This is a genomic window from Pseudomonas sp. C9D1 (assembly GCF_056491235.1).
This window is the reverse complement of the sequence record NZ_JBSZIE010000002.1, coordinates 2,704,590-2,718,423: the sequence shown is the minus strand read 5'-3', so window position 1 is coordinate 2,718,423 and position 13,834 is coordinate 2,704,590. Positions and strand designations below refer to the sequence as shown.

The window sequence follows — 13,834 nt, the reverse complement described above, 5'->3', positions numbered from 1 at the left end:
AACTATGAATGAAAAGGTGAATCCCCTCTGATGGCCGATTGGCAAAACCTCGATCCCGAGGCCGCCCGCGAGGCGGAAAAGTATGAAAACCCCATCCCCAGCCGCGAGCTCATCCTGCAGCGTCTCGATGAACGTGGCGCCCCGGCCAACCGCGAGCAGTTGGTCGAAGAGTTCGGTCTGACCACCGAAGACCAGCTGGAGGCTCTGCGTCGGCGCTTGCGCGCCATGGAGCGGGACGGCCAGCTTATCTATACGCGCCGTGGCACCTATGCACCGGTCGACAAGCTCGACCTGATCTGCGGCCGCATCAGCGGCCACCGCGACGGTTTCGGCTTCCTTATTCCCGATGACGGCAGTGACGACCTCTTCCTCAGCCCCGCGCAGATGCGCCTGGTGTTCGACGGCGACCGCGCCCTGGCGCGCGTATCCGGTCTCGACCGCCGTGGCCGCCGCGAAGGCGCGCTGGTGGAAGTGATCGAGCGCGCCCATGAAACCCTGGTCGGCCGCTTCTTCGAAGAAAGCGGCATCGCCCGCGTGGTGGCCGACAACCCGAAGATCCAGCAGGAAGTGCTGGTGCCCCAGGGCAAGCAGGGCAGCGCCAAGCACGGCCAGTTCGTGCAGGTGAAGATCGAGCAGTGGCCGAGCAACTTCCGTGTCGCCCAGGGCGAAGTGGTCGAGGTGCTGGGCGACTACATGGCGCCGGGCATGGAAATCGAAGTCGCCCTGCGCAGCTACGACATCCCCCACGAATGGCCCGAGGCCGTGGTCAAGGAAGCCGCCAAGCTGAAGCCGGAAGTGGCCGAGAAGGACAAGGAAAAGCGCATCGACCTGCGCCACCTGCCTTTGGTCACCATCGACGGCGAAGACGCCCGTGACTTCGACGACGCCGTCTATGCCGAGGCCCGCAAGGGAGGTGGCTGGCGCCTGTTCGTGGCCATCGCCGACGTTTCCCACTATGTAAAGGTGGGCTCGGCGCTGGACGAAGAGGCCGCCAAGCGCGGCAACTCGGTGTACTTCCCCGAGAAGGTCATCCCGATGCTGCCGGAGGCGCTGTCCAACGGCCTCTGCTCGCTGAACCCGCTGGTCGATCGCCTGGCCATGGTCTGCGAGATGACCCTGTCCCGCGCGGGCAAGATGACCGGCTACGAGTTCTACGAAGCGGTGATCCACTCCCACGCGCGGCTGACCTACAACAAGGTCAGCCAGTTGCTGGAAACTCCCGACTCCATCGAAGGCAAACAGCTCGCCGAGCAGATGCCGCAGGTCGTTCCGCACCTGCAGCAGCTCTACAAGCTGTACAAGGTGCTGCTGGCTGCACGCCAGGTACGCGGCGCCATCGACTTCGAAACCCAGGAGACGCGCATCGTCTTCGGCGCCGATCGCAAGATCGCCGAGATCCGCCCGACCCAGCGCAACGACGCCCACAAGCTGATCGAGGAATGCATGCTCTGCGCGAACGTGGCCACCGCCCGTTTCATGCAGGACCACGACATCCCCTCCCTCTACCGTGTGCACGACGGCCCGCCGGCTGAGCGCCTGGACAAGCTGCGCCTGTTCCTTGGTGAGCTGGGCCTGACCCTCAATCGCGGCAAGGGCGAACCCACACCGAGTGATTACCAGGCTCTGCTGGAAACTATTCGCGGACGCCCGGACTATCACCTGATCCAGACCGTGATGCTGCGCTCCCTGAGCCAGGCGGTGTACAGCGCCGACAACCAGGGCCACTTCGGCCTCAACTACGACGCCTACACCCACTTCACCTCGCCGATCCGTCGTTATCCGGACCTGCTGGTGCACCGTGCCATCCGTAGCGTGGTCCGCTCCAAGCGCGAGACGGTGCACGTCAAGCGTGCCGGCGCCACGGCCATGGTCAAGGCGCGTATCTACCCGTACGACGAGGCCGCCCTGGAGAAGCTCGGCGAGCAGTGCTCGATGACCGAGCGCCGCGCCGACGAAGCCACCCGTGACGTCACCAACTGGCTGAAGTGCGAGTACATGCGCGAGCGCGTGGGCGAGACCTTCCCCGGGGTGATCTCGGCGGTGACCGGCTTCGGCCTGTTCGTCGAACTGACCGACATCTATGTAGAAGGCCTGGTGCACGTCACCGCATTGCCGGGTGACTACTACCACTTCGACCCGATCCACCACCGCCTGGCAGGTGAGCGCAGCGGTCGCAGCTTCCGCCTGGGCGACACGATCGAAGTGCTGATCGCGCGCGTCGACCTGGACGAGCGCAAGATCGACTTCGAGCTGGCCGAGAATCCCCTTAATGCACCGGGCGGCCGCAAGAAGCGCGGTGCCGAGAAGTCCGCGCCCGCTCCCGAGGTCAAGCCGGCCAAAGGTTCCAAGACCCGGAGCCGCGGCAGCAAGCCTGCGGCCCTGGCGAAGAAGGCCGCCGCACGCGACCCGCAGCCCGAGCAACTGGCCCCCGGCGTCGCCGTGGCGCCGCGCCGCAGCAAGGCGGGCAAGGTCCAGGCACTGCCGGCCGTATCGCCGGAAATCCTCGCCCAGGCCGACGAAATGCTTGGCAACACCGACGTCAACCGCAGCCGCGCGTTGAAACAGGCGTTGCTCAGCGAGGCGCGTCATGGGGGTGAGAAGCCCCGTGGTGGCAAGCCTCAAGGCGGCAAGGCCCAGTCCCGTCCCGCCAAGGGGGCGCTTTTCGGTGCGGGTGGCCAGGATCCGACCGCCAAGGATCGCGACGCCAAACCAGGCAGCAAGCCAGGCAGCAAACCAAGCGGCGGCAAGCCGAAGAAGGCCAAGCCGGCGAGCAAGCCCGGCAAGCCGACCAAGCACCGCAAAGGACCGCCCAAGACGAAAGCCGCTGGCGGCAGTGACAAGGTCAAACCATGAGTGATTTGGAAAAGGTCTACGGCGTGCATGCCGTGGAAGCGCTGTTGCGCCACCACCCCAAGCGGGTCAAGCAGCTGTGGCTGGCGGAAAGCCGGCATGATCCACGCGTCCAGGCGCTGGTCGAGCTTGCTGGTCAATTCCGTGTGCCCGTTGGGCAGAAGGATCGGCGCGAGCTGGATGAATGGGCCGAAGGCGTCCACCAGGGTGTGGTCGCCGAGGTCAGCCCCAGCCAGGTGTGGGGCGAGAACATGCTCGACGAACTGCTGGAGGGGGCTGAAGGGCCGCCCCTGCTGCTGGTGCTCGACGGTGTGACCGACCCGCACAACCTCGGCGCCTGCCTGCGCACCGCCGATGCCGCCGGCGCGCTGGCGGTGATCGTGCCCAAGGACAAGTCCGCCACCCTTAACGCCACCGTGCGCAAGGTGGCCTGCGGTGCCGCCGAAGTGATTCCCCTGGTCGCCGTGACCAACCTCGCGCGCACCCTGGAGAAGCTGCAGAAGAAAGGCCTGTGGACCGTCGGCACCGCCGGCGAAGCCGAACAGGAACTTTACCAGCAGGACCTGACCGGCCCGACCGTGCTCATCATGGGCGCGGAAGGCAAGGGCATGCGCCGCCTCACCCGCGAGCACTGCGACTACCTGGTGAAGCTGCCGATGTCCGGCAGCGTCAGCAGCCTCAACGTCTCGGTCGCCACTGGCGTCTGTCTGTTCGAGGCGCTACGCCAGCGCAAGATGAAAGCGAAGCCTGAAGCCTGAAGCCTGAAGCTGGAAGTGAGTGGGCGGATGCCGCCATGTCTCCGTTGTGTGTGACCCTGGCGCTGGTGTGAGGCTTTCCCGGGCTGAAGCCCGGGCTACGTGCTGAAGCCTGAAGCGGGTTTTGCGCGTAGGGTGGATGCCGCTCTTTGCATCCACCAGCGGTGCCGATCGAGGCTCCGTTGCGGTGGACCGGTGAAGCGTGGTCCACCCTACGTCCAGGCTCCGAAAACAGATGAGTCCAGGGGTTGACGGTCTCCGTCGATCCCCCAGGCTCTTCCAGCTTCCAGCTTCCAGCTTCCAGCTTCCAGCTTCCAGCTTCCAGCTTCCAGCTTCCAGCTTCCAGCTTCCAGCTTCCAGCTTCCAGCTTCCAGCTTCCAGCTTCCAGCTTCCAGCTTCCAGCTTCCAGCTTCCAGCTTCCAGCTTCCAGCTTCCAGCGCCCCCGGCGCTGTTCAAATATTCACCAGTTTTTCTTGCGCGCCCCCGGGCGCTTCTCTAGAATGGCGCCCCTTGCCGCACCGGCGGGCGTTTGCGCGCCTTCCTCGCCGGCAAGCCAAAACGAAACATTCACTCCTTGCCTGACCACATAGTTGGCAGGCTACAACCCGTAAGGAGCATTTATGCGTCATTACGAAATCATCTTCCTGGTTCACCCGGACCAGAGCGAGCAGGTTGGCGGCATGGTCGAGCGCTATACCAAGCTGATCGAAGAAGACGGTGGCAAGATTCATCGCCTGGAAGATTGGGGCCGTCGTCAACTGGCCTATGCAATCAACAACGTTCACAAGGCTCACTACGTGATGCTGAACGTCGAGTGCAGCGGCAAGGCCCTGGCCGAGCTGGAAGACAACTTCCGCTACAACGATGCCGTCCTGCGTAACCTGGTCATCCGTCGCGACGAAGCCGTTACCGGTCAGTCCGAGATGCTCAAGGCCGAGGAAAACCGCAACGAGCGCCGCGAGCGCCGTGAGCGCGTTGAAACTGACTCCGCCACCGATGGCGATGACAGCGACAACGACAGCGACAACGCTGACGAGTAATCCACGGATCTATTGAGGAGCCAAGTTCATGGCACGTTTCTTCCGTCGTCGTAAGTTCTGCCGTTTCACCGCTGAAGGCGTGAAAGAGATCGACTTCAAGGATCTCAACACCCTGAAGGCGTACATCTCCGAAACCGGCAAGATCGTTCCTAGCCGTATCACCGGTACCAAAGCCAAGTATCAGCGTCAGCTGGCTACCGCTATCAAGCGCGCCCGCTACCTGGCCCTGCTGCCCTACACCGACAGCCACGGCCGTTGAGACCGGGTAGTCGACGCTTCAAAGGATAGATCGCATGCGCGCACTGGCTGAATTCACCATGCGAGGCCGTATGCAGGCAACGCTGGCCGTGGCTGGCGCTGCACTGGTTCCGTTGTTGTTCTGGCTGAGTGCCTCCGCAGGTAGCCTGGTGCTGCTGCGGCGGGGCTTCAGTGATGCCTTCGGCATCCTGGCCTTGGCGGTACTGCCGGCTGCGTGCTGGTGGTACCTGGGTGATCCGAGCATCCTTCTGGCCCTGCTCGGGACCCTGACGCTGGCGCAGATTCTGCGTGTCAGCGAGTCCTGGAGCCATGTGCTGATTGGCAGCGTGGCATTGGGCCTGGTGTTCGCACTGGTGCTCGGCAACGCCTACTCCGAGATGATCGGGGTGCTGGCGACCGAGGTCACCAAGGTGCTGGCTCAGGTCCGCGGCGATGCCCAGCTGTCGGGTGAGGAACTCGACAGGTTGCAGGCCGCGATGGTGCCGACCCTTACCGGGGTCATGGCGTCTTCGCTGCAGGCCACCTGCCTCCTCTGCCTGGTGCTGGCGCGCTATTGGCAAGCGGCGTTGTACAACCCGGGCGGCTTCGGTCGCGAATTCCGGAGTCTGCGCCTGAGGCCCGCGGTTGCCGTGGCCCTGCTGCTGGGATGCATTCTGATCCCGGCGCTGGATGCACGAGCCGCGTTGCTTGGGCCGCTGTGCAGCGTGCCGCTGTTGTTCGCAGGTGCTGCCCTCGGGCACGGGCTCATCGCCCTGAAGCGCCTGTCGGGTGGCTGGCTGATAGTGCTGTACCTGGCCGTGCTGCTGATCGGGAACTTGATCTGTCTTTTGGCTGTGATCGACAGCCTGTTTGATTTTCGCGGACGCCTGGCACGTAAGAACGGCGCCGGTCCCGCGAACGGTGAAGGTTAATAGTTAAGAGGATTCCCAAATGGAAATCATTCTGCTCGAAAAAATCGCCAACCTGGGCAACCTGGGCGACAAGGTGAACGTCAAGGCTGGTTACGGTCGTAACTACCTGCTGCCGCAAGGCAAGGCCACCCGCGCTACCGCCGAGAACGTTGCTGCGTTCGAAGCTCGCCGCGCTGAGCTGGAAAAACTGGCTGCCGAGAAGAAAGCTTCGGCTGAAACTCGCGCTGCCCAACTGGCTGAGCTGGAAGTGACCATCACTGCCACCGCCGGTGACGAAGGCAAGCTGTTCGGTTCCATCGGTACCCACGACATCGCTGACGCCCTGACCGCCTCCGGCGTTGAGGTTGCCAAAGCCGAAGTTCGTCTGCCGAACGGCACCATCCGTCAGGTTGGCGAGTACGACGTAGCTGTGCACCTGCACACCGACGTTGAAGCTACCGTCAAGCTGATCGTCATCGCTGCCTAAGTCAGCGCGCCTGGTCGGCGTTCGCGCCGTCCAGGCGGAGCGTGCTTGCACTCAGGTGCGAGCACGCTAACAATCGGGCACGTCATTGCGAGAGCGGTGACGTGCCCGTTGTCTTTCTACCGCATGCATTCCCGAGCCCATGAACGAAATCAGCCTTCCCGAACAGTTCGACCTGGAAACCTCCGCCCTCAAGGTGCCGCCGCACTCCATCGAGGCCGAGCAGGCAGTGCTGGGGGGCCTGATGCTCGACAACAACGCATGGGAGCGGGTACTCGACCAGGTCTCCGATAGCGACTTCTATCGCCATGACCACCGCCTGATCTTCCGCGCCATCTTCAAGCTCGCCGAGCGCAACGCGCCCTTCGACGTGGTGACCCTGTCCGAGCAGTTGGACAAGGAAGGGCAGCTGCCCCAGGTCGGTGGCCTCGCCTACCTGGGCGAACTGGCGAAGAACACCCCCTCGGTGGCCAACATCAAGGCCTATGCGCAGATCATTCGCGAGCGCGCCACCCTGCGCCAGCTGATCGGCATCAGCACCGAGATCGCCGACAGCGCCTATGCACCGCAGGGGCGCACGGGCGAAGAGATTCTTGACGAAGCCGAGCGGCTGATCTTCCAGATCGCCGAGGCGCGGCCGAAGACCGGCGGCCCGGTGGGCATCAACGACATCCTGGTCAAGGCCATCGACCGCATCGACGAGCTGTTCAACAACGGCGATGCCATCACCGGCCTGTCCACCGGCTTCGACGAACTGGACAGCCTCACCAGCGGCCTGCAGCCGGCCGACATGATCATCGTCGCCGGCCGTCCCTCCATGGGTAAGACCACCTTCGCCATGAACCTGGTGGAGAACGCGCTGATGCGCAGCGACAAGTCGATCCTCGTCTACTCGCTGGAAATGCCCTCCGAATCCATCGTCATCCGTATGCTCGCGTCCCTCGGGCGCATCGACCAGACCAAGGTCCGCGCCGGCCGCCTGGACGACGACGACTGGCCGCGCCTCACCTCGGCGGTCAACCTGCTCAACGACCGCAAGCTGTTCATCGACGACACCGCCGGCATCTCGCCGTCGGAGATGCGCGCGCGCACCCGTCGCCTGGCCCGCGAACACGGCGAGATCGGCCTGATCATGGTCGACTACCTGCAGCTGATGCAGATTCCCGGCTCCAGCGGCGACAGCCGGGTGAACGAGATCTCCGAGATCTCCCGCTCGCTCAAGGGCCTGGCCAAGGAATTCAACTGCCCGGTCATCGCCCTGTCCCAGCTCAACCGGGGCCTGGAACAGCGCCCGAACAAACGCCCGATCAACTCCGACCTTCGCGAATCCGGGGCCATCGAGCAGGACGCCGACATCATCCTCTTCGTCTACCGCGACGAGGTCTACCACCCCGAGACCGAGTACAAGGGCGTGGCCGAGATCATCATCGGCAAGCAGCGTAACGGCCCCCTCGGCACCGCGCGCCTGGCCTTCCTCGGCAAGTACTCGCGCTTCGAAAACCTCGCGCCGGGCAGCTACAACTTCGAAGATGAGTAAGGCTTGAGCCTGAAGCCTGAAGCCTGAAGCCTGAAGCCTGAAGCAGGATGCGCGCGCGTGGGCTTCAGCCCAGGTTACATCGTGGTCAGGCTTAACTTACTTGTTCCCCAAGCTTTGATGCGGCGCTGTCCCGGGCTGAGGCCCGGGCTACGCGCGGAATGCGGAATGCGGAAATAAATAAGCCCAGGCGTTGACTGTATCCGCCGATCCCCCAGGCTCTTCCAGCTTCCAGCTTCCAGCTTCCAGCTTCCAGCTTCCAGCTTCCAGCTTCCAGCTTCCAGCTTCCAGCTTCCAGCTTCCAGCTTCCAGCTTCCAGCTTCCAGCTTCCAGCTTCCAGCTTCCAGCTTCCAGCTTCCAGCTTCCAGCTCCAATCCCGCCATGGATCAATGAAGATAGGCGCCGTGCAGTTATCATGGACACCCGTTTTCGTTCCTGAGCCATGCCCATGCGCCCGCTGATCGCCGCTGTCGACCTTTCCGCCATCCGCCACAACCATGCCGTCGCCAAGCGCTGTGCGCCGGAGCGCCAGGTGTTTGCGGTGGTCAAGGCCAATGCCTATGGGCACGGGGTGCGTGAGGTGGTCAGCGTGCTGCACGACGTCGCCGATGGCTACGCAGTGGCCTGCCTGGAGGAGGCGGCGGAGGTCCGTGCCATGGACGACCGCGCGCGCATCCTGCTGTTGGAGGGCTGCTTCGAGCCCCGCGAGTACCTGATCGCCGCCCAGCTGGGACTGGATGTGGTGGTGCAGGGCGAACGCCAGGCCGAGGCCCTGCTGGCTGCCGAGACCAGCCGCCCGCTGAATGTCTGGCTGAAGCTGGATTCCGGCATGCACCGCCTCGGTTTCGATGCCGAGGCCCTGCGCGAGTGGCACGGGCTCCTGCGTGGCGCCAGCAAGGTCGCCGAACTCAACCTGATCAGCCACTTCGCCTGCGCCGACGAGCGCGGCCACGCACTCACCGAGCAGCAGGTGGAGTGTTTCCTCGGCCTGCTGGACCTGGATTTCGACCAGCGCAGCCTGGCCAACTCCGCCGCCATCCTCACCATTCCCGCCGCGCACATGGACTGGGTGCGCCCCGGCATCATGCTCTACGGCGCCACGCCGTTCGCCGACCTCACCGCGCGCGAGCTGGGGCTCAAGCCGGCCATGAACCTGACCGCCGAGCTGATCGCCGTGCGTGATGTCGCGGTGGGGGAAAGTGTCGGCTATGGCGCCACCTGGGTCGCCGAGCGCCCTTCGCGCATCGGCATCGTCAGCTGCGGTTATGCCGACGGCTACCCGCGCAATGCCCCCAGCGGCACGCCGGTGGTGATTCGCGGCCAGCGCGTGCCCCTGGCGGGGAAGGTGTCGATGGACATGCTCGCGGTGGACCTCAGCGACCTGCCGGAAGCCGTCGAAGGCGATGCCGTGGAGCTGTGGGGCAAGCAACTGCCGGTGGACGAGCTGGCGGCAGCCTGCGGCACCATCGGCTACGAGCTGCTCACCAAGGTCACCGCGCGGGTGCCGCGGCGCTACCTGAGCTAAGGCTCAGACCAGCCCGCTCGGCACCTTGAGCACGTCCAGCTCCAGGCGTGCCTCGCTGGACAGCTCGCCGTCGGCGCCGAAGATCGCGAAGCCCGAGCGGCCCTTCTCCTTGACCTTGTACATCGCCTGGTCGGCGGTCTTGTAGAGGCCGGCGAACTGCCGCGCATGTTGCGGGTAGAGCGCCACGCCTATGCTGATGGTCACCGTCAGGCGCTGGGTGCCGTAGAGCACTGGCTCCGCCAGTTCAGCCAGCAGCCGCTCGGCGATCTCCCGGGCATGGGGCTCGGAATCCGGCCCGCAGATCAGCACCGCGAATTCGTCGCCGCCCAGGCGCGCCACGCTGTCGCCGCCGCGTACATGCTCGCGCAGGCGCTGGCCGATGGTACGCAGCATCGCGTCGCCGGCGTCGTGCCCGTACTTGTCGTTGATCGGCTTGAAGTGGTCCAGGTCGATCAGCATCAGCGCCACCGTCTCGCCACGACGGCCGGCGTTGGCCAGGGCGGTCTCGGCGCGTTCGATCAGGTAGCGGCGGTTGGGCAGGTCGGTCAGGGCGTCATGGAAGGCCGCGTGCTCCAGCTCCTGCTCGCGCTCGCACAGGCGCAGGTTGGCGGCCGCCAGCTCGGCGGTGCGGTTGGCCACGGCGGCCTGCAGCTCGTCGGCGCTGGCCTGCATCTGCGCCAGGCGCGCGGTCTTCTCGCGGTCCACCTGTTCCAGCGCGGCGGCCTTCTCCTGCTTGAGCATCTGGATGCGGTAGGCGAGGGCGAAGGAGAATAGGATCGACTCCGCCGCCACGGCGATGGGGAACATGTAGGCGGTGAAGTTGGTGGGCTGGATGATCCCCGCCGCGCGCATCACCAGCACCGCCGTGCTGACCAGCACGGTGCCGTAGCCGACCAGGTAGAAGCGCGCCGGAATGAAGCCCTGGTACCAGCGCACACCGGCGCTCACCAGCGCGGTGGGCACGGTGACGATGGGCGTGATGGCGATCAACAGGGCGCCCTCGGCGCGGTAGCCGAAGGCGTTGATGAGGATGGCGATGGCGTAGAGCACGCAGCTGACGTTGAAGGCGCGGTCGGCCCAGACCAGGCCGCGCCGTGTGTACAGCAGCTCCTGGGTGAAGCGCATGACGAAGATGCCCCAGAGCGAGGGCAAGCTGATGCGGTCGAGCCAGAAGGGCACCGGCGATCCGCCCCAGAAATACTGGAAGCCATGGCCGGTCATGCTGAGGATGAACACCAGCGCGCAGCCGGTGGCCAGCACGTACCAGAGGTAGGCCTTGTCGCGCAGGGCCACGAGGATGAACAGGTTGTAGAGGAACAGCGCCAGGATCACCCCGTAGATCAGGCCGAAGCCCATGTCCTCGGTGGCGCGCAGGTCCTGCAGGTCATCCAGCTGCCAGGCCTTGAGCGGAAAGGAGTTGCCGGCCGGGTCGTAGCTGCGGAAGTAGAAGGTCAGGGGCTCTGTGCCGAGGTCCGGCAGGCGGAACACCATGCGCCGGTAGTCGAAATCACGGCCCTCGGCGAAGGGCACGCTCTCGCTGGTCTCGCGCTCGGTCCAGCCGCCCTGGCCGTCGGGCAGGTACAGGCGCACACGGAACACGGTGATGCCGGAGTTCTCCAGCCACCATTGGGCGGGCGCATCGGCGGCGCGGGCCAGTTGCACCTTCACCCACCAGGCGCTGCGGCTCTGCCCCACGGAGGCGCGGCCGTCTGCGGGAACGAAGCGCGACTGCACCGCCGGATCGGCCATGTCGGCGATGCCGAGGCTGCCGCTGGGGTCTTCCAGCAGCTCTATATGGGTATTCAGGGGCGTGCCGCTGCTATCGGCCTGCAACAGGAAAGGGGCCGCACTGGTCTGGCCGCAGAGGCCGAATATGCCCAGCAGAAACACTGAGAGATGGATTAAGCGAAGCACCGCACGCTCCTTGTGCCCGTAACCTCTGGAGGGGCGGGCGGTATTGTTATCGGCAGGAGTATAGCCATTAGGTATCAGCCTGATGACAGCTATATGTCGCCTGGCGCAAAGGGTTGTGTAAAACCCAGTGGGGAAGTCGGACTTGTTCATTTTTTGTGCTATATTTCGCGCCCGCTTTTTCACCTGAGATCCGACGGTCCCTGCCATGCAAGCCGCCAAGCCGCTGTTCGACTATCAGAAGTACTGGGCCGAATGTTTCGGTCCTGCACCTTTCCTGCCAATGAGCCGGGCGGAGATGGACCAACTTGGCTGGGACTCCTGCGACATCATCATCGTCACCGGTGATGCCTACGTCGATCATCCTTCGTTCGGCATGGCGATCATCGGCCGCCTGCTGGAGGCCCAGGGCTTCCGCGTCGGCATCATCGCCCAGCCCGACTGGCGCTCGAAAGACGACTTCATGAAGCTCGGCGAGCCCAACCTGTTCTTCGGCGTCGCCGCCGGCAACATGGACTCGATGATCAACCGCTACACCGCCGACAAGAAGATCCGCTCCGACGACGCCTACACCCCCGGCGGCCTGGCGGGCAAGCGCCCGGACCGCGCCAGCCTGGTGTACAGCCAGCGCTGCAAGGAGGCCTACACCCACGTGCCCATCGTGCTCGGTGGCATCGAGGCCTCGCTGCGCCGCATCGCGCACTACGACTACTGGCAGGACAAGGTCCGCCACTCGATCCTGATCGACGCCTGCGCCGACATCCTGCTCTACGGCAACGCCGAGCGCGCCGTGGTGGAGATCGCCCAGCGCATGGCCTACGGCGAGAAGATCGACTCGATCACCGACATCCGCGGCACCGCGTTCATCCGCCGCGATACGCCCGAGGGCTGGTACGAGGTCGACTCCACGCGCATCGACCGCCCAGGCAAGGTCGACAAGATCATCAACCCCTACGTCAACACCCAGGACACCGCCGCCTGCGCCATCGAGCAGGAAAAGGCCCCGGTCGAAGACCCGAACGAACCCAAGGTCGTGCAACTGCTGGCCAGCCCGCGCATGACCCGCGAAAAGACCGTGATCCGCCTGCCGTCCTTCGAGAAGGTGCGCAACGACCCGGTGCTCTACGCCCACGCCAACCGCGTGCTGCACCTGGAAACCAACCCGGGCAACGCCCGCGCGCTGGTGCAGCGTCATGGCGAGACGGACGTGTGGTTCAACCCGCCGCCCATCCCCATGACCACCGAGGAAATGGACTACGTGTTCGGCATGCCCTACGCCCGGGTGCCGCACCCGGCCTATGGCAAGGAAAAGATCCCCGCCTACGAGATGATCCGTTTCTCGGTGAACATCATGCGTGGCTGCTTTGGCGGCTGCACCTTCTGCTCCATCACCGAGCACGAAGGCCGCATCATCCAGAACCGCTCGGAAGAGTCGATCATCCGCGAGATCGAAGAGATCCGTGACAAGGTGCCCGGCTTCACCGGCGTCATTTCCGACCTCGGCGGCCCCACCGCCAACATGTACCGCATCGCCTGCAAGAGCCCGGAAATCGAATCCGCGTGCCGCAAGCCGTCCTGCGTGTTCCCGGGCATCTGCCCGAACCTGAACACCGATCACTCCTCCCTGATCCAGCTGTACCGCAGCGCCCGTGCGCTGCCGGGGGTGAAGAAGATCCTCATCGCGTCGGGCCTGCGCTACGACCTCGCCGTCGAGTCGCCGGAATACGTCAAGGAGCTGGTCACCCACCACGTTGGTGGCTACCTGAAGATCGCCCCGGAACACACCGAGGAAGGCCCGCTCAACCAGATGATGAAACCGGGCATCGGCAGCTATGACCGCTTCAAGCGCATGTTCGAGAAGTACTCCAAGGAGGCCGGGAAAGAGCAGTACCTGATCCCCTACTTCATCGCCGCGCACCCGGGCACCACCGACGAAGACATGATGAACCTCGCCTTGTGGCTCAAGGGCAATGGCTTCCGCGCCGACCAGGTGCAGGCCTTCTACCCCTCGCCCATGGCCAGCGCCACCGCCATGTACCACTCGGGCAAGAACCCCCTGCGCAAGGTCACCTACAAGAGCGACGGCGTGACCATCGTCAAGAGCGAGGAGCAGCGCCGCCTGCACAAGGCCTTCCTGCGCTACCACGATCCCAAGGGCTGGCCGATGCTGCGTGCCGCGCTGGAGCGCATGGGCCGCGCCGACCTGATCGGTAACGGCAAGCACCAGCTGATCCCGTCCTACCAGCCGGAAACCGACAGCTACCAGAGCGCCCGCCGCAAGAACTCCACCCCGGCCGGCAGCAAGAAGGTCGGCAAGGCCATGCTCACCCAGCACACCGGCCTGCCGCCCCGCGCCAGCGATGGCAGCAAGCCCTGGGACAAGCGCGAGGAAGCCAAGGCCGCGGCCCAGGCCCGTCGCCAGGCGGAGAAGGGTGGCGCCGGCAAGGGCGGCAAGAAGCCCGGCAAGCGCCCCGCCGTACCGCGCTGATCGACCTGCCCCGCGAAAACGCCAGCCCCGAGCTGGCGTTTTCATTTCCGGCCACGGTCCAAGGCCTGTGGGAACGACTTCAGCCGCCCGCTGTTCTAT

The 13,834-nt window shown here is 64.9% G+C and carries 11 protein-coding genes; 9 read left to right on the top strand and 2 right to left on the bottom strand.

The genetic code is table 11. The annotated features are described in order from the left end of the window. The first annotated feature begins 30 nt into the window (after positions 1-30). The 7 genes from rnr to dnaB all read left to right on the top strand — a co-directional run bounded on the left by rnr (position 31) and on the right by dnaB (position 7,814). Positions 31-2,853, top strand: coding sequence for a ribonuclease R (gene rnr / locus ACXI0U_RS20765; protein WP_431482791.1), 2,823 nt, complete (start codon positions 31-33; stop codon positions 2,851-2,853). Beyond that, positions 2,850-3,608, top strand: a complete 759-nt coding sequence (rlmB, locus tag ACXI0U_RS20760; RefSeq protein WP_374979105.1) for a 23S rRNA (guanosine(2251)-2'-O)-methyltransferase RlmB — start codon at positions 2,850-2,852, stop codon at positions 3,606-3,608. The genes rnr and rlmB overlap by 4 nt, the downstream gene beginning before the upstream one ends. A gap of 617 nt (positions 3,609-4,225) precedes the next feature. After that, a complete protein-coding gene (rpsF, locus tag ACXI0U_RS20755; RefSeq protein ID WP_021217371.1) occupies positions 4,226-4,645 on the top strand; it encodes a 30S ribosomal protein S6 in 420 nt (139 codons plus the stop codon). A gap of 28 nt (positions 4,646-4,673) precedes the next feature. Then, a complete protein-coding gene (gene rpsR / locus ACXI0U_RS20750; RefSeq protein ID WP_003452992.1) occupies positions 4,674-4,904 on the top strand; it encodes a 30S ribosomal protein S18 in 231 nt (76 codons plus the stop codon). A 34-nt stretch (positions 4,905-4,938) separates the two neighbouring features. Next, entirely contained in the window at positions 4,939-5,814 is an 876-nt protein-coding gene (locus ACXI0U_RS20745; RefSeq protein WP_374979104.1) for a hypothetical protein, read from the top strand. A 19-nt stretch (positions 5,815-5,833) separates the two neighbouring features. After that, entirely contained in the window at positions 5,834-6,280 is a 447-nt protein-coding gene (rplI, locus tag ACXI0U_RS20740; RefSeq protein WP_021217373.1) for a 50S ribosomal protein L9, read from the top strand. A 139-nt stretch (positions 6,281-6,419) separates the two neighbouring features. Then, positions 6,420-7,814, top strand: a complete 1,395-nt coding sequence (gene dnaB / locus ACXI0U_RS20735; protein WP_043242456.1) for a replicative DNA helicase — start codon at positions 6,420-6,422, stop codon at positions 7,812-7,814. A 147-nt stretch (positions 7,815-7,961) separates the two neighbouring features. Here the strand turns inward: dnaB and ACXI0U_RS20730 are convergent, their stop codons facing one another. Next, the gene (locus ACXI0U_RS20730) at positions 7,962-8,255 is read right to left on the bottom strand and encodes a hypothetical protein (RefSeq protein ID WP_479550758.1); all 294 of its coding nucleotides are present in this window, start codon (positions 8,253-8,255) and stop codon (positions 7,962-7,964) included. A gap of 4 nt (positions 8,256-8,259) precedes the next feature. Here ACXI0U_RS20730 and alr point away from each other — a divergent pair, with 4 nt between their 5' ends. After that, positions 8,260-9,336 carry an alanine racemase gene (gene alr, locus ACXI0U_RS20725; RefSeq protein ID WP_431482789.1) on the top strand — a complete coding sequence of 359 codons (1,077 nt, stop codon included), beginning with the start codon at positions 8,260-8,262 and terminating at the stop codon, positions 9,334-9,336. Between the two features lie 3 nt (positions 9,337-9,339). Here the strand turns inward: alr and ACXI0U_RS20720 are convergent, their stop codons facing one another. Then, positions 9,340-11,250, bottom strand: a complete 1,911-nt coding sequence (locus ACXI0U_RS20720) for a diguanylate cyclase domain-containing protein (protein ID WP_431482788.1) — start codon at positions 11,248-11,250, stop codon at positions 9,340-9,342. Between the two features lie 205 nt (positions 11,251-11,455). Between ACXI0U_RS20720 and ACXI0U_RS20715 the strand changes: the two genes are divergently transcribed. Further along, positions 11,456-13,735 (top strand): YgiQ family radical SAM protein, encoded by a 2,280-nt coding sequence (locus ACXI0U_RS20715; RefSeq protein ID WP_431482787.1) that lies wholly within the window; start codon positions 11,456-11,458, stop codon positions 13,733-13,735. Positions 13,736-13,834: the final 99 nt, after the last annotated feature.